The sequence below is a fragment of the Quatrionicoccus australiensis genome (genome assembly GCF_020510425.1).
Classification (GTDB): Bacteria; Pseudomonadota; Gammaproteobacteria; order Burkholderiales; family Rhodocyclaceae; genus Azonexus; species Azonexus australiensis_A.
This window is the reverse complement of sequence record NZ_JAHBAH010000001.1, coordinates 1,874,466-1,890,005: the sequence shown is the minus strand read 5'-3', so window position 1 is coordinate 1,890,005 and position 15,540 is coordinate 1,874,466. Positions and strand designations below refer to the sequence as shown.

The 15,540-nt window shown below is 62.1% G+C and carries 13 protein-coding genes; 10 read left to right on the top strand and 3 right to left on the bottom strand.

Features of this window, described 5'->3' with window-relative positions:
- Nucleotides 1-67: 67 nt before the first annotated feature.
- Entirely contained in the window at nucleotides 68-1,534 is a 1,467-nt protein-coding gene (gene pdxR / locus KIG99_RS09020) for a MocR-like pyridoxine biosynthesis transcription factor PdxR (protein ID WP_226459861.1), read from the bottom strand.
- 94 nt (nucleotides 1,535-1,628) lie between these two features.
- On the opposite strand from pdxR, the gene KIG99_RS09015 reads away from it, so the two are divergent.
- Nucleotides 1,629-2,297 carry a pyridoxamine 5'-phosphate oxidase family protein gene (locus tag KIG99_RS09015; RefSeq protein ID WP_226459860.1) on the top strand — a complete coding sequence of 223 codons (669 nt, stop codon included), beginning with the start codon at nucleotides 1,629-1,631 and terminating at the stop codon, nucleotides 2,295-2,297.
- Between the two features lie 351 nt (nucleotides 2,298-2,648).
- Here the strand turns inward: KIG99_RS09015 and KIG99_RS09010 are convergent, their stop codons facing one another.
- Entirely contained in the window at nucleotides 2,649-3,614 is a 966-nt protein-coding gene (locus KIG99_RS09010; protein ID WP_226459859.1) for an AAA family ATPase, read from the bottom strand.
- Nucleotides 3,615-3,788: 174 nt separating this feature from the next.
- On the opposite strand from KIG99_RS09010, the gene nikR reads away from it, so the two are divergent.
- The 5 genes from nikR to KIG99_RS08985 all read left to right on the top strand — a co-directional run bounded on the left by nikR (nucleotide 3,789) and on the right by KIG99_RS08985 (nucleotide 11,062).
- Nucleotides 3,789-4,253: a nickel-responsive transcriptional regulator NikR gene (gene nikR / locus KIG99_RS09005; RefSeq protein ID WP_226459858.1), complete on the top strand. Its 465-nt coding sequence runs from the start codon at nucleotides 3,789-3,791 to the stop codon at nucleotides 4,251-4,253.
- Nucleotides 4,228-5,586: a PAS domain-containing sensor histidine kinase gene (locus KIG99_RS09000; RefSeq protein WP_226459857.1), complete on the top strand. Its 1,359-nt coding sequence runs from the start codon at nucleotides 4,228-4,230 to the stop codon at nucleotides 5,584-5,586. Before nikR ends, KIG99_RS09000 begins: the two co-directional genes overlap by 26 nt.
- A 113-nt stretch (nucleotides 5,587-5,699) precedes the next feature.
- Complete coding sequence (locus tag KIG99_RS08995; protein WP_226459856.1) at nucleotides 5,700-6,509, top strand: HoxN/HupN/NixA family nickel/cobalt transporter; 810 nt, start codon at nucleotides 5,700-5,702, stop codon at nucleotides 6,507-6,509.
- Nucleotides 6,510-6,588: 79 nt separating this feature from the next.
- Complete coding sequence (locus KIG99_RS08990; protein WP_226459855.1) at nucleotides 6,589-8,637, top strand: TonB-dependent receptor; 2,049 nt, start codon at nucleotides 6,589-6,591, stop codon at nucleotides 8,635-8,637.
- Between the two features lie 148 nt (nucleotides 8,638-8,785).
- Nucleotides 8,786-11,062, top strand: coding sequence for an NADP-dependent malic enzyme (locus tag KIG99_RS08985; RefSeq protein WP_226459854.1), 2,277 nt, complete (start codon nucleotides 8,786-8,788; stop codon nucleotides 11,060-11,062).
- Nucleotides 11,063-11,156: 94 nt separating this feature from the next.
- Here KIG99_RS08985 and mpl read toward each other — a convergent pair whose 3' ends face one another.
- The gene (mpl, locus tag KIG99_RS08980; protein ID WP_226459853.1) at nucleotides 11,157-12,503 is read right to left on the bottom strand and encodes a UDP-N-acetylmuramate:L-alanyl-gamma-D-glutamyl-meso-diaminopimelate ligase; all 1,347 of its coding nucleotides are present in this window, start codon (nucleotides 12,501-12,503) and stop codon (nucleotides 11,157-11,159) included.
- 50 nt (nucleotides 12,504-12,553) lie between these two features.
- Between mpl and KIG99_RS08975 the strand changes: the two genes are divergently transcribed.
- The 4 genes from KIG99_RS08975 to accC are packed head-to-tail and all read left to right on the top strand — an operon-like array spanning nucleotide 12,554 to nucleotide 15,539.
- The gene (locus KIG99_RS08975) at nucleotides 12,554-13,144 is read left to right on the top strand and encodes a hypothetical protein (RefSeq protein WP_226459852.1); all 591 of its coding nucleotides are present in this window, start codon (nucleotides 12,554-12,556) and stop codon (nucleotides 13,142-13,144) included.
- Nucleotides 13,145-13,183: 39 nt separating this feature from the next.
- Complete coding sequence (aroQ, locus tag KIG99_RS08970; protein ID WP_226441566.1) at nucleotides 13,184-13,663, top strand: type II 3-dehydroquinate dehydratase; 480 nt, start codon at nucleotides 13,184-13,186, stop codon at nucleotides 13,661-13,663.
- A 56-nt stretch (nucleotides 13,664-13,719) separates the two neighbouring features.
- Nucleotides 13,720-14,172, top strand: coding sequence for an acetyl-CoA carboxylase biotin carboxyl carrier protein (accB, locus tag KIG99_RS08965; RefSeq protein WP_226441565.1), 453 nt, complete (start codon nucleotides 13,720-13,722; stop codon nucleotides 14,170-14,172).
- An 8-nt stretch (nucleotides 14,173-14,180) separates the two neighbouring features.
- Entirely contained in the window at nucleotides 14,181-15,539 is a 1,359-nt protein-coding gene (gene accC / locus KIG99_RS08960) for an acetyl-CoA carboxylase biotin carboxylase subunit (RefSeq protein WP_226459851.1), read from the top strand.
- Nucleotide 15,540 lies beyond the last annotated feature (1 nt).

The following is a 15,540-nucleotide window of genomic DNA, read 5'->3' as shown; positions in this document are numbered from 1 at the left end:
TAACTCATTGATTTGTTTGTGGCTACGGAAAACGTGCAGAAAACTGAGTTTCACATTTCGGCCTGAATCAGCTCTGATGCATATTGTTATTTTGAGATTGAACCGCCAGTACCAATCGCCTCACCCCCTCCAAAAGCATTTTTTCTTCCAGATTCCCGTACCCCAGCACAAGGCCGTTGCAAATCATCGGCGCTTTTGTGTAGCTACTCAGTGCTCGCACCCCTAGCCCTAATGCCTCCGCTCGAGTTGCTACATCCGTGTCGCGTATTTCCTGCGGCAGCCACATCACCAGATGCAACCCTGCTTCACCACCCGACAATGTCAAGGATGGCCCAAATGCCTCCTTCAACGCTGCGCGCAGTGCGATCTGCCGGGCGGTATAGCGTGCTCGCATGCGACGCAGATGGGCGGTGTAGTAGCCCCGCCGAATGAAGTCAGCCAGTGCGCGTTGTTCAATACCCTGCCCGGGGCGCGTGGCCTGGGCTGTAGCGCGGGCAAAATCGGCTGCAATGGCGTGCGGCAACACTAGGTAGCCGAGGCGCAAGCCAGGATAGAGAGTCTTGCTGAAGGTGCCGATGTAGACGATCGGAGCGTCAGGCTTCAAACCGAACAGCGCAGGGGGCGCCGGGCCAGCACGGCGGAATTCGCTGTCGTAATCGTCCTCAATGATCCAGGTGCCGGACTGGAGGGCGCGCTCAATCAGGGCCAGACGCCGCGGCAAGGACATTACGCGGCCGGTCGGGTACTGGTGCGATGGCGTAATCATGATCAGGCGCGGCGGATGCTCACACCAGTCTCTGTCGCTCGGTGCCAGGCCCTCTGTATCGACCGGTACGTCATGTACGCGCAGCCCGGCTAGACCAAACGCGACGCGCGCGGCGAGATAGCCGGGATTCTCGGCCCAAACGACATCGCCGTGGTCTCCGAGCAGTCGGGCGCAGAGGTCGAGCGCCGCCTGGGTGCCACCAGTAATGACAATTTGCCCGGCATCTACCGCTAGACCACGGACAGTTGTGAGGTGGCCGGCAAGCGCCTCTCTCAGTGCGGGGTCGCCGCCGTGCGCGGCATAGCCGAGTTGGCGCCACCCCGCATCGCGCCACGCGCGCTCCAGGCAGGTGCGCCAACTGCGGAAAGGAAAGGCGCTATAGTCGGGCGTGCCGGGAGCAAAAGGCAACACGGCTGCCTCACGCGCCGGCCCAGGCTGCAAAGCCACCTCGGCGCGAACGGAGAGTTGCAGCGGCACCTCGTTCGCATCTTCTTTCCTTGGCAACATAACTGGCTGCACGGACAGCATTGCCACGCGCGTGCCTTGGCGATCTGCCAGTAGACAACCTTCGGCAACAAGTTGCTCATAGGCGAACAGAACTGTATTGCGGGAAATTTTCAGCGAGCTCGCCAAGCTGCGGCTAGCCGGAAGCTGGGTGCCTGGAGCGATATGGCCGGACAGGATGGCTTGGCGCAGGCGATGGTAGAGAACGCGCTGTCGCGGCATTGTTTCCGGCAAAGGCGGAGCGAGTAGCCAGTCCAGTTCCATCGTGGCTCCATGATTAGTTCATTTTGTGGCACTACGAAAGGTACCATGAGGTCCGTAAAGTAGGGCCATCAACAACATCCGGAACTCTGCGACTATGACCCTCTCTCCCGCTCCTTCCTCGCGCACCCGCGTATTTCGTAAGCCGGATCGCGCCGACTATAACCCCGAGGCCATCAACGCCATTGTCGATGCAGCGGTCATCTGCAGCGTTGCATTCCAGATTGAGGGTTCGGTGCACGCCATTCCGACCATCCATTGGCGCGATGGCGAGTATCTCTACATCCACGGTGCCAAGGCATCGCGCATGCTTAAGGCACTTACGGAAGGCGAGGCCTGCATCACGATCGCTCTGGCCGATGGTCTGGTGCTCGCCCGCTCGGCCATGCACCACTCGATGAACTACCGCTCGGTGGTGATCTACGGCCAATTCGAACTGGTGAGCAATCCAGCGGAAAAAGAACGCAGCCTACAGGCCCTCATCGAAGGTCTGTACCCCGGACGCTGGAACACCTTACGTCCGATCAACGACAAGGAACTGAACGCTACCAGCGTGCTACGAATTCCGCTGACCGAGGCGTCGGCCAAAATACGTGACGCCGGGGTAAAGGACGACGTCGAGGATCTGGAATGGCCGGTCTGGGCAGGTGTAATCCCGCTCAATTTCGTTGTCGGCGCGCCGAGACGCGAGGAGGATAGCGAGGGAGGTACAGTACCGGTCACACGCTACAGTCCTCGAAGCGACAGTAATTTGGGCGTTGCCTGAATTGACAGTACTGAAAGGCGTTCCCCACTCGAATCGACGTGCAATGATCGGCGGCAGTCTTCCCTTGATGCGACCGGTACGCAAAATTTCGGACATCTTCCATACTCGAAACGCAGGCCATGCACGCCGAACTGAGCGGCCTCTACAAGCGGCGGGCGATCATGAACCTGCTCGAGACGCGCTTGTCGAGCACGCGCCGCGATGACGCCGCGCGTGCTCGAACTCAATCCGCACCGGTTCATCGCGGTGGCCGATTTGGCGCTGTCCGACGCCAAGCAGGGTGGGCGCAACCGGGTCCGGGTGCGCAGGATCGTTTGAATGGGCGCCCGGCCTGAACGGCCGGGCGCGTTTTCAGAAGCCGATCTTGCGACTGCGCCCCATGCGGGCCTGTTCGAAGTCGGCTGCTTCCAGCCAGTTGCGGCCTTCCAGCTTGGCCGTACCGAAAGCGGCGAGCAGGCGCTTGCGCATGTCGCGCGGCGGCAGCGAACCGAGGCGTTCGAGCACGCTTTCCTCGGCTTCCGGCGGGAAGCCCCAGTCATGCTCGCCGACGATCTCGCGGTAGAGCGCGGCGGCGATGCTGATGGCGGCATCGTGGTCGGGGCGCGGTACTTCGTACACGTTCATGCGGTTGAGGATGGGTTCCGGTATCGAACGTTCGTCGTTGGCCGTCGTCACCCACAGGATGTGCGAGGCGTCGATGTCGATATCGATGAACTCGTCCTTGAAGGCACGCGCCGTGTCGTGTTCGAGCAGGCCGTAGAGGGCGCCCATCGGGTCATAGCGCGAGTCGCCGCCGGCTTTGTCGATCTCGTCGAGCACCACGATGGGGTTGGCGTAGTCGCCATGCACCAAAGTGTGCGCCACCTTGCCCGGCTTGGCGTTGTTCCATTGCGACGAGGCGCCGGACAGCACCCAGCCGGCGGTCAACGCGCTCATCGAGATGAATTCGTGGCCGGTGCCGAGGCGGGCCGCCAGTTCGCGCGCGAAATGCGTCTTGCCGATACCCGGTTCGCCGAGCAGCAGGATGGGCGTGAAGCTCATCGGCTCGTTGCCGGCCACCGACAGCGCGACGTATTTGCGCAGGTCGTCGATGACGTCGCTGAAGTTGGGGCAGGTGTCGTAGAGGTCGTCGATCATGTCGGCGCCGGTCGGGCGGATCAGGAAACGGCCGCCGCCGCGCTGCTTCATCTTGTCGTACAGGGTGGCGAGCGCTTCGTTGCGGTTGCCGGCGGCCTCTTCCATGGCGCGTTCGATGGCGGCCACGTCGTAGATGGTGCGTTCTTCGGCGACGGCGAGTCGGATGTCGGTATGAGCCATGATGAATCCTCCTGTTGCGACATGTGCTTCTTGTGAAAGCAGGGATGCCAGAGCGTGATTCCCGAACTGCAGTCATCTACTAGCATTTCCCGTTCCAGCTTTTTGTCGCGAGTGACTTGCACGGTATCGGGAATGCCGGCATTGTTGCCGGTGTTTTCGCCAAGGGGATGATCGATGGAGCGCTTTACCATTTCGCTAGACGAGTCGCTGGCCAGCCAGTTCGACGAGCTGATCGCGGCGCGCGGCTACAGTAACCGCTCGGAAGCGGTGCGCGACCTGATTCGCGGCGCCATCGAGAGCGACCGCCAGCGCGATCCGCCGGCCGGGCATTGCGTCGCCAATCTCTCTTACGTGTACAACCACCACGAGCGCGAGCTGGCCGAGCGCATCACCGGCCTGCAGCACGACCACCACGACCTGACCGTGGCCGCCATGCACAGCCATCTCGATCACGACAATTGTCTGGAAACCGTCATTTTGCAAGGGTCGACCGCCGAGGTCAGACAATTTGCCGACCAGCTGATGGCCGAGAGCGGCGTGCGCCACGGCAAGCTCAACGTGATCGCCCTCGAACCCGAGCATCATCACGCCCACGACGAACACGGCGCAGCACATGTCCACTACCGGCCGGCCCGCTGATCTGACGACCGATTCGCCCTTGCCGGCGGCCACCGAGCAGCTCGGCGAGCAGGCCTGGATCGAAGTCATCCAGAAAATGGACGAGGTCTACAACGACCTCCTCCAGTACGAAGTGGCGCTCGAAGAGAAGAACGCCGCGCTCGAGGAGTCCCACCAGTTCATCGAGAGCGTGCTCGCCTCGATGTCGGACATCCTGATCGTCTGCGACCGCAACGGCAATATCGAGGAGGTCAATCCCTCTCTGTCGCATATCGCCGGCAAGACGACCGAAGAATTGCAGCACAAGCCGGTCTTCGACCTGTTTGCCGACGATGTCGAGCGCGCCAAGGCACGTGACATATTTGCCCGTTTCGGGCGCGAGGGCGTGCACGACTGCGAATTCTTTTTGCGTGCCGGCGACGGGTCGACCGTACCGGTCTCGATGAACTGCACGCCGCGTCTGTCGCAGACCGGCAAGCTGATGGGCATGGTGGTCACCGGCCGCCCGGTCGGCGAATTGCGCCGCGCCTATTCGGCGCTGCGCCAGGCGCACGACGATCTGAAACGCACGCAAGGGCAATTGCTGCACGCCGAGAAAATGGTTTCGCTGGGCCGCCTGGTGGCCGGCGTCGCGCATGAACTCAATAACCCGATCAGCTTTGTGCTTGGCAACGTGCTCTCGCTGCAACGTTACGCCGGCCGCCTCGACGCCTACCTGAACGCCGTGCATGCCAGCCCGGCGGCGGCCGATGCCGGCTTGCAGGCGATGCGCGGCGAACTGCGCATCGACCGCATCGTCGCCGACATGCCGCAACTCATCGACGGCATGATCGAGGGGGCCGAACGCACGCGCGACATCGTCGATGCGCTGAAACGGTTTTCGGCGGTGGACAAGATGCAGCCCGAGCAGGTCAGCCTCAACGAGGTGGTTGAGCGCTCGATGCGCTGGGTGGTGCAGAGCGCGGCGAGCAAATTTGCGGTCGACCTCGATTTGCCGGCCGATTTGCGCTGCTCCGGTTCGTCCGGCCAGTTGCAGCAGGTGGTGATGAACCTGATCCAGAACGCCTGCGATGCGACAGCCAACCAGCCGCGGGCGACGCTCAGGATCGTCGGCAGCCGCGCCGACGGCATGGCCGTCCTGCGTTTCATCGACAACGGGCCGGGCATCGCCGCCGATTATCTCGACCGGCTGTTCGAGCCGTTTTTCACCACCAAGCCGGTTGGTCAGGGTACCGGGCTTGGGCTGTCGATCAGCTACGGCATCGTCGAGCGGCACGGTGGTCACCTGACGGCCGGCAACGCGCCGGATGGCGGGGCGGAATTCGTCTTGGCACTGCCGCTGGAAAGTCTCTGACCACTTTGTCGGTTCGGCGCGGCGGCAAAACAAGGCAGATGCAATACGAACAATGACTTATTGCGCTGGCACGCAATTTGTATGAAGATCCTAAAATCATTCATACGGATGCCATGGAAACCCTGCCCACCGACTGGCTGTCGCTGCTCATCCTGACCTTCGTGCTTGGCATGAAGCACGGTTTCGACGCCGACCACCTCGCCACCATCGACGGCCTGACCCGCTACAACGCGCGGCAACGGCCGGCTCTGGCGCGTTACTGCGGCACGCTGTTCTCGCTCGGCCATGGCGCTGTGGTCATGGCCATCGCGCTCGGCGTCTCGGCCATTGCCGGGCGCTGGGAAGTCCCGGAATGGTTCGGCCTGCTCGGCGCCGTGATTTCCATCGCCTTCCTGGTTGCGCTTGGCAGCCTCAACCTGGCCGCCGTGCTCGCCGCCGGACCGGACGAAATCGTCCAGCCGGTTGGCCTCAAGGGCAAGTTGCTCGGCAACCTCCGCCATGTTTCGCAGCCGGCGCTGATCGCGCTGGTTGGCGCCCTGTTCGCGCTGTCCTTCGACACCCTGTCGCAAGCCGCCTTCTTCGCGCTGACCGCAACCCAGTTCGGTGGCTGGGAACATGCGCTGATCCTCGCGTCGCTGTTCATGCTCGGCATGCTGCTTACCGACGGCATCAACGGCCTGTGGATCGCCCGCCTGATTGCCCGCGCCGACCAGGTGGCGCTGGTCGCTTCGCGTGTCATGGGCCTGGTCGTCTCCGGCATCAGCCTGCTGGTCGCCGCTTTCGGCGCCGCCAAGCTGCTGTCGCCGGCGGTCGATGTCTGGAGCGAGGGCAAGGAGCTGGTTTTCGGATTTGCGCTGGTGGCGATCATCGCCTTGAGCTTTGTCGCGGCGCTGCGCCTGACGCGTCGGCCGGCCGTGGCCTGATTCATTTATAGGGAAATGGCCGGGCAACCGGCTTTTTTTGACGATGCTGTTAAGACAAAAATTAATTTGCTCATATTTTTTGCTCGCTTGTGCCGGCGCGGCGGCCGAGGAAGCCACGCTTTCGACCGTCGAAGTGCGCGCGCAAACCGAGAATCTTGAAGGCATCGCGATGGCGGGCAGCGCGGGCGTGGTGTCCAGCCAGCGTCTGGCGGCCGTGCCGATGCTGCGGCCCGGCGAGGCGCTGGAGATGGTGCCTGGCCTGATCGTCACGCAGCATGCCGGCGACGGCAAGGCCAACCAGTATTTCCTGCGCGGTTTCAATCTCGACCACGGCACCGATTTTGCGACTTACGTCGGCGGCGTGCCAGTCAACATGCCGACGCATGCGCACGGCCAGGGTTACACCGATCTCAATTTCCTGATCCCGGAACTGGTCGACCGTATCAGTTTCCGCAAGGGACCGTATTACGCCGAAGAGGGCGATTTCTCGTCGGCCGGTGCGGCGCATATCGATTATCGGCGGCGCCTCGACGGCACGCTGGCGCAACTGACGCTCGGCCGGAACGGCTACGCGCGCAGCCTGATCGCCGGCTCGCCCGAGCTGGCCGGCGGTCATCTGCTCTACGGCCTGGAGCTGTTTCATAACGACGGGCCGTGGCAGGTCGACGAACATTACCGCAAGCTGAACGGCGTGCTCAGTTACAGCCAGGGCACGCGCAACAACGGCTTTGCCATCACCGGCATGGCCTATCGCGGGCGCTGGACCTCTACCGACCAGATCGCCCAGCGCGCCATCGACAGCGGCGCGGTCGACCGCTACGGTTCGCTTGATTCGAGTACCGGCGGCGAGACGCAGCGCTACAGCCTGTCCGGCGAATGGGCGAAGCATTGGGGCAAGGCGCAGAGCAAGGCGAATGTCTGGTGGCTGCAATCGAACCTCGACCTGTGGTCCAACTTCCAGTACTGCCTGAACAACGGCTGCCCGCCGGGCGACCAGTTCAAGCAGTCCGAACATCGTCAGGCTGGTGGTTTTTCGGCCTCGCATGCGATGTTCGACAACTGGGCCGGTTTTGATGTGACGAACAGTTTTGGCCTGCAAACGCGCGTCGACCGTCTGAGCCCGGTCGGACTGTACGCGACGAGCAATCGCGAAACCTTGTCCTCCATCCGCGAAGACAAGGTCACGCAGCGCAGCATCGGGCTGTGGGCGCAGAACGAGACGCGGTGGACCGACTGGTTCCGTTCGATCCAGGGCCTGCGCGCCGATGCCTATGACTTTACGGTCGACGCCAGTTTAAGTGCCAATTCCGGGCGGGCCAGCGACCAGATGCTGACCCCAAAGCTGGCCCTGGTCTTCGGGCCGTGGCGCAAGACCGAGCTCTATCTCAATTACGGGCACGGCTTTCACTCCAACGACGCGCGCGGCACGACGATACGCGTCGATCCGGCCGACGGTGTGACTCCCGTCAGCAAGGTTCAGCCGCTGGTGCGCACGCGCGGCTACGAAATCGGCCTGCGTTCGGAAATCCTGCCCGGCTGGCAGTCGACCGTTGCGCTCTGGCAACTGACCGCCGCCTCCGAGTTGCTCTTCGTCGGCGATGCCGGGACCACCGAAGCGTCGCGCCCGTCGCGGCGTTACGGTGTCGAATGGACCAATCTCTACGTGCTGTCCGACTGGCTGGCGCTCGATGCCGACCTCGCCTGGTCGCATGCCCGCTTCCGCGACCACGATCCGGTGGTGGGCGATTACATTCCGGGGGCGGTGACCGGCACGGCCAATCTTGGCCTGACCCTGGACAATCTCGGGCCGTGGTACGGCGCCCTGCGCCTGCGCTACTTCGGGCCGCGACCTTTGGTCGTGGACAACTCGGTGCGTTCTTCGGCGTCGACGCTGACCAACCTGCGCATCGGCTACAAATTCGACAAGCAAACGCAGCTTGCGCTCGACGTGTACAACCTGTTCGATCGCAAGGTGAATGACATCGAATACTGGTATTGCTCGCGCACTGCCGGCGAGGCGGCCAACCCGGCCGGTTGCGCCGATGGCACGGCCGGTGGCTACGACGACCGGCACATTCATCCGAGCGAACCGCGCAGCTTCCGCCTGACCGTCTCGCATCGCTTCTAGGTCAGGGGGCGGCCGCGTCAGAGCGGCCTGTAAAGGCCTTTCGGATTGTACGTAATTGTAACTGTAATTCATAATTACGCTTTCGGGCCCCAATAAGTTGGAGTAATCTACGGGGTTTTCCCTAACAGACAAACCCTCAGGAGAATCCGTGGAAAAGGATCTGCGCGAAGCCGCTCTCGAATACCATCGCTGGCCCACCCCGGGCAAGATTTCCGTGCGCCCGACCAAGGGCCTGACCAACCAGCGCGATCTGGCGCTGGCCTACTCTCCTGGCGTTGCCGCCGCCTGTGACGCGATCGTCGAAGACCCGGCCACCGCCGCCTGGTACACCTCGCGCGCCAATCTGGTCGGCGTCATCACCAACGGCACCGCCGTGCTCGGCCTCGGCAACATCGGCCCGCTCGCCGCCAAGCCGGTGATGGAAGGAAAGGGTTGCCTGTTCAAGAAATTTGCCGGCATCGACGTCTTCGACATCGAGTTGTCGGAAAACGATCCGGACAAGCTGATCGACATGATCGCCGCCATGGAGCCGACGCTCGGCGGTATCAACCTGGAAGACATCAAGGCGCCGGAATGCTTCTATATCGAAGAGAAGCTCAAGGCGCGGATGAATATCCCCGTTTTTCACGATGACCAGCACGGTACGGCGATCATTTCCGGCGCCGCCATGCTCAACGGCCTGAAGGTCGTCGGCAAGAAGATCGAAGAGGTCAAGGTCGTCGTCTCCGGCGCCGGTGCGGCTGCCATTTCCTGCGTGAACCTGTGGTGCGATCTTGGCGTCAAGCGCGAGAACATCACCATTTGCGACTCGAAGGGCGTCATCTACGTCGGTCGCCCGGGTGGCATGGACGAAACCAAGGCCCGCTACGCCCAGAACACTGAAAAGCGCACGCTGGGCGAAGCGCTGGTCGGCGCCGATATCTTCCTCGGCCTCTCTGCTGCCGGTGTCGTCAAGCAGGAAATGGTCGTCAGCATGGCCGAAAAGCCGATGGTCTTCGCGCTCGCCAACCCGACGCCGGAAATCATGCCGGAACTGGTCAAGGAAGTCCGTCCGGATGCGATCATCGCCACCGGCCGTTCCGACTACGTGAACCAGGTCAACAACGTGCTGTGTTTCCCCTTCATCTTCCGCGGTGCGCTCGATGTTGGCGCGACGCGCATTACCGAAGAGATGAAGCTGGCCTCGGTGCGTGCGATTGCCGAACTGGCCGAAGCGGAAGTCACTGACGAAGTGGCCATGGCCTACCCCGGCCGTGATCTGAGCTTCGGTCCCGAGTACCTGATTCCGACGCCTTTCGACCCGCGCCTGATCGTCAAGATTGCGCCGGCCGTCGCCCAGGCTGCCATCGACTCTGGCGTTGCTACCCGTCCGATCACCGACTGGGATGCCTACCGTGCCAAGCTGTCGGAATTCGTCTATCACACCGGTGTCGGCATGCGCGCCATTTTCCAGGCCGCACGCCAGGCTCAGGGCAAGCGCATTATTTATGCCGAAGGCGAAGATGAGCGCGTTTTGCGCGCCGTTCAGGTGGTGATCGAAGAAAAATTCGCCCGCCCGATCCTGATCGGTCGTCCGGAAGTCATCGAACACCGCCTGGCCAAGGCCAATCTGCGCATCAAGTCCGGTGTCGACTTCGACATCGTCAATCCGGAATCCGACGAGCGCTATCGCGAATGCTGGACGGCCTATCACCAGTTGATGGCGCGCCGTGGTGTGACGCCGGCCATCGCCAAGGAAGCCCTGCGCCGCAAGCCGACGCTGATTGGTGCCATGCTGTTGAAGCTCGGCTACGCCGACGGCCTGATCTGCGGCATGACCGGTCAGTTCAGTCATCACATGGGCGTGGTCAAGGAAGTCATCGGCAAGCGCCAGGGCGTCAATACGCTGTCCGCGATGAACTACCTGATGCTGCCGGGGCGCTCGCTGTTCATCTGCGATACCCACATCAACGAGAACCCGACGGCCGAGGAAATCGCCGAAATGACGATCAGTGCCGCCGAACAGGTCAAGCGTTTTGGCCTGCACCCGAAGGTTGCCCTGCTTTCGCACTCCAATTTCGGTTCCGGCAGCTCCGAGTCGGCGCACAAGATGAGCCGTGCTTCGGCGCTGGTATCGGCGATGACCCATGGCGAAATGGAAATCGACGGCGAAATGCATGGCGATTCGGCGTTGTCCGAAGACGTTCGTCTGGCTGCGCATCCGGAATCGACCCTGAAGGGCGAAGCCAATCTGCTGATCATGCCGAACATTGACGCTGCCAACATCTCCTACAACCTGCTGAAGATGACGGCCGGCGAAGGTGTGACGATCGGCCCCATCCTGCTCGGCGCGGCGCGTCCGGTGCATGTCCTGACCTCGACCGCCACCGTGCGTCGCCTGGTCAACATGACGGCGCTGGCCGTGGTCGAGTCGATGGAACGCTAAGCGACTGCAGACGCAAAAATGGCGCAGGAGGGGAAACCTTCCTGCGCCATTTTCATTTTTGCCTTCCGGAGACGGTCGACCGTCCAGCGACTGCCTAATTGGCCAATGCGGCCAGCAACTTGCCGTGTATGCCGCCGAAGCCGCCGTTGCTCATGACCAGGATCTGGTCGCCGGGACGAGCCGCAGCAACGATCTTGCCGACAAGTTCGTCGAGATTGTCTTCAACTTGCGCGCGTTCGCCCATCGGGGCCAGCGCTTCGCGGGCATCCCAGCCGAGATTGCCGCCGTAGCAGAACGCGAGATCGACCTCGCGCAGGCTGTCCGGCAACTGGCTTTTCATCGTGCCCAGCTTCATGGTGTTGGAGCGTGGCTCGAAAACGGCGAGGATGCGGGCGGCGCCCACCTTGCGGCGCAGGCCGGCGACGGTGGTGGCGATGGCGGTCGGGTGATGCGCGAAATCGTCGTACACGGTAATGCCGCGCACTTCGCCACGCACTTCCATGCGCCGTTTGACGTTGACGAACCGGCTCAGCGCTTCCAGTCCCTTGTCGAGCGGCACGCCGACGTGGCGCGCGGCGAGCAGCGCGGCGCAGGCATTGGCGCGGTTGTGTTCGCCGGACAGCGCCCAGGTGCAGCGCCCGATCTCGCCTAGCGGGCCATGCAGGACCAACTCGCCGTTGGTATCGTCGCCAGTGACGCGATAACCGCCTTGGTCGTTGAAGCGCTCGATCGGTGTCCAGCAGCCGCGCGCCAGCACGCGTTCGAGACTGGCTTCGCCGGCGTTCGAGACGATCAGGCCGGCAGCAGGCAGGGTGCGCACCAGGTGGTGGAACTGCGTTTCGATGGCAGCCAGATCGGCGAAGATGTCGGCGTGATCGAATTCCAGGTTGTTCAGGACCACGGTGCGCGGCTTGTAATGCACGAACTTGGAGCGCTTGTCACAGAAGGCGGTGTCGTATTCGTCGGCTTCGATGACGAAGAAAGGCGTGTCGCCGAGGCGGGCTGAAACGCCAAAATTGAGTGGCACGCCGCCGATCAGGAAGCCCGGTGCCATATTGGCATCTTCAAGAATCCAGGCCAGCATCGAACTGGTCGTGGTTTTGCCGTGCGTGCCGGCGACGCCGAGAACCCAGCGTCCCTGCAGCACGTTTTCGGCCAGCCATTGCGGTCCGGAAACATAGGGCAGGCCCTTGTCGAGCACGGCTTCGAGCAGTGGGTTGCCGCGTGAAATGGCGTTGCCGACCACGAATACGTCCGGGTTCAGCGCCAGTTGTTCAATGCCGAAGCCCTCGATCAGATCGACCCCGGCAGCGCGCAGTTGGTCGCTCATCGGCGGATAGACATTGGCATCGCAGCCGGTGACGCGATGGCCGGCGGCAACCGCCAGTTGGGCGACGCCGCCCATGAAGGTGCCGCAGATACCCAGAATGTGAATGTGCATGTCACAGAAGCCCGTTAGAATGGGGGCGATTTTACCCTGATTGAGCATCTATGCCCCGTCATGACAGGCAACACCCGAGCACCAGTGCCCGGGCCAGTATCGCCGCCGCCGCCGCCCGCCTGATGGTGGAGGACGGCATTACCGATTACCACCATGCCAAACGCAAGGCGGCCCGGCAGCTTGGCTTGCCTGAACACACGACCTATCCCGACAACGCCGAAGTTGATGTCGAGTTGCGCGCCTATCGCAGCCTGTTCCAGGATGAAGGGCATACTGAGTTGCTGCTCGCCCAGCGCCAGGTCGCCCTGCACATCCTCGAATTGCTTGAGGCTTTCCGGCCCTACCTGACCGGTTCGGTGCTTGATGGCACGGCTGGCGAGTATTCGACCATCGACATCCTGCTTTTTGCCGACAGTGCGAAAGAGGTCGAGATTTTCCTGCTTAACCGCAATATCGACTTCGAACATGCCGAGGCGCGCAACGACAGGGCAGAGGCGGTGCTGGTCCTGGAAACCGAGGTTGCCGACGTCAATCTGGTGATCCTGCCGCCGCAGATGGAGCGGGTGACGATGAAGCATCGCGACGGCCATCCGCGCGAACGGATTCGTGCCGAGGCCCTGCGCGCCTTACTTTTGGAATAGGCTGGACAAAATGCGGCTATTTACGGCAAACTTGCAGCTATGAAGAAGCAAAAAACCGCTTCCAAGCCGGTCGAAAGGGCCCGCATCCTGGTGGTGCATGGTCCGAATCTGAACCTGCTTGGCACTCGTGAACCCGAGCATTACGGTCGGGTTACCCTGTCCGACATCAACATGGCACTGGCCCGCATGGCGGAAGCTGCCGAGGTTGATCTCGAGGCCTTCCAGAGCAATCACGAAGGGGCCTTGATCGAGCGCATCCACGCCGCTCGCGAACAGGGCGTACGCGCCATCATCATCAATCCTGCCGCCTACACGCATACCAGCGTGGCGCTGCGCGATGCGCTGGCGGCGGTGGCCATTCCGTTTGTCGAAGTGCATCTTTCCAATGTGCATGCGCGGGAGTCCTTCCGGCATCACTCGTACTTTTCCGATCTGGCCGTCGGCGTCATTTGCGGGCTGGGTCACGAGGGCTACCTGCTGGCGCTCGAGTACCTGCTTAACAAGATCAACATTGAATAGTCCGGCCAAAAGCCGGCTTCTTGCGTCGAACTGGCGCAATATCGAAGGGAGTCTCCATGGATCTGCGTAAACTCAAGAAACTTATCGACCTCGTTCAGGAATCGGGTATCTCCGAGCTGGAAGTCACCGAGGGCGAAGAAAAAGTCCGTATCGCCAAGCATTACGGCGCTGTTGCTGCTGCGCCGCAGCAGTATTACGCTGCCCCGGCTCCGGTTGCACCGGGTGCGCCGGCCGCCTCGTCGGTCAACCTCGATGACGAGGATGATTTGCCGGAAGGTCACGTCGTCAAGTCGCCGATGGTCGGTACTTTCTACCGCTCGCCGTCGCCGGGTGCCGAAGCCTTCGTGCAGGTCGGCCAGAGCGTCAAGCAGGGCGAAACCCTGTGCATCATCGAAGCCATGAAGCTGCTCAACGAGATCGAAGCCGATGCCTCCGGCGTGGTCAAGGCCATCCTGCTCGACAATGGCGAGCCGGTCGAATTTGGTGAACCGCTGTTCGTGATTGGCTAATCATGGCCATGTTTGAAAAAATTCTGATCGCCAACCGCGGGGAGATTGCCCTGCGGATTCAGCGCGCCTGCCGCGAACTTGGCATCAAGACCGTCGTCGTCTATTCCGAGGCCGACCGTCACGCCAAGTACGTCAAGCTGGCCGACGAGTCGGTCTGTATCGGCCCGGCCTCGTCGACGCTGAGCTACCTGAACGTGCCGGCGATCATTTCGGCTGCCGAAGTGACCGATGCCCAGGCCATTCACCCGGGTTACGGCTTCCTTTCGGAAAACGCCGACTTCGCCGAACGTGTCGAAACCTCCGGTTTCGTCTTCATCGGGCCGCGTGCCGAAACCATCCGCCTGATGGGCGACAAGGTTTCCGCCAAGGCGGCGATGAAGGAAGCCGGCGTGCCCTGCGTTCCCGGTTCCGACGGCGCCCTGCCGGAAGATCCGAAGGAAATCGTCAAGATTGCCCGTGCCGTCGGTTATCCGGTGATCATCAAGGCCGCCGGTGGCGGCGGTGGTCGCGGCATGCGTGTCGTGCACACCGAAGCCGCGCTGGTCAATGCCGTGGCGATGACCCGTCAGGAAGCCGGTACTTTCTTCGGCAACCCGGCGGTGTACATGGAAAAGTACCTGGAAAACCCGCGTCACGTGGAAATCCAGGTGCTGGCCGACGAGTACAAGAGTGCGATCTATCTCGGCGAACGCGACTGCTCGATGCAGCGCCGCCACCAGAAGGTCATCGAAGAAGCGCCGGCCCCGCATATTCCGGCCCGCCTGATCGCCCGCATCGGCGAGCGCTGTGCCGAAGCCTGCCGCAAGATCGGTTACCGTGGCGCCGGCACTTTCGAATTCCTCTATGAAAACGGCGAGTTCTATTTCATTGAAATGAACACCCGCATCCAGGTCGAACATCCGGTGACCGAAATGATTACCGGCGTCGATCTGGTTCAGGAGCAGATCCGCGTTGCCGCCGGTGAAAAGCTGCGCTACAAGCAGAAGGACGTCGTGTTCCGCGGTCATGCCATCGAATGCCGCATTAACGCCGAAGATCCCTTCACGTTCGTACCCTGTCCCGGCAAGATCGAGTTCTATCACCCGCCCGGCGGTCCCGGTATCCGCGTCGATACGCACATCTACCAGGGCTATACCGTGCCGTCGCATTACGACTCCATGGTCGCCAAGGTCATCGCTTACGGCGATACCCGCGAGCAGGCCATCCGTCGCATGCGCATCGCGCTGTCCGAGATGAGCATTCAGGGCATCAAGACCAATATCCCGCTGCACCAGGAACTGATGCAGGACGCGCGCTTCGTCGAAGGTGGTACGAGCATTCATTACCTCGAACAGAAACTCGCCGACAAGGGCGAAGTGAAGAACTGAT

Coding starts and splice junctions, on each gene's coding strand:
- accC (WP_226459851.1), top strand. CDS start 14,181: ATGTTTGAAAAAATTCTGATCGCCAACCGCGGGGAGATTGCCCTGCGG.
- nikR (WP_226459858.1), top strand. CDS start 3,789: ATGGAGCGCTTTACCATTTCGCTAGACGAGTCGCTGGCCAGCCAGTTC.
- KIG99_RS08995 (WP_226459856.1), top strand. CDS start 5,700: ATGGAAACCCTGCCCACCGACTGGCTGTCGCTGCTCATCCTGACCTTC.
- KIG99_RS09000 (WP_226459857.1), top strand. CDS start 4,228: ATGTCCACTACCGGCCGGCCCGCTGATCTGACGACCGATTCGCCCTTG.
- KIG99_RS09010 (WP_226459859.1), bottom strand. CDS start 3,614: ATGGCTCATACCGACATCCGACTCGCCGTCGCCGAAGAACGCACCATC.
- mpl (WP_226459853.1), bottom strand. CDS start 12,503: ATGCACATTCACATTCTGGGTATCTGCGGCACCTTCATGGGCGGCGTC.
- aroQ (WP_226441566.1), top strand. CDS start 13,184: ATGAAGAAGCAAAAAACCGCTTCCAAGCCGGTCGAAAGGGCCCGCATC.
- accB (WP_226441565.1), top strand. CDS start 13,720: ATGGATCTGCGTAAACTCAAGAAACTTATCGACCTCGTTCAGGAATCG.
- KIG99_RS08975 (WP_226459852.1), top strand. CDS start 12,554: ATGCCCCGTCATGACAGGCAACACCCGAGCACCAGTGCCCGGGCCAGT.
- KIG99_RS09015 (WP_226459860.1), top strand. CDS start 1,629: ATGACCCTCTCTCCCGCTCCTTCCTCGCGCACCCGCGTATTTCGTAAG.
- pdxR (WP_226459861.1), bottom strand. CDS start 1,534: ATGGAACTGGACTGGCTACTCGCTCCGCCTTTGCCGGAAACAATGCCG.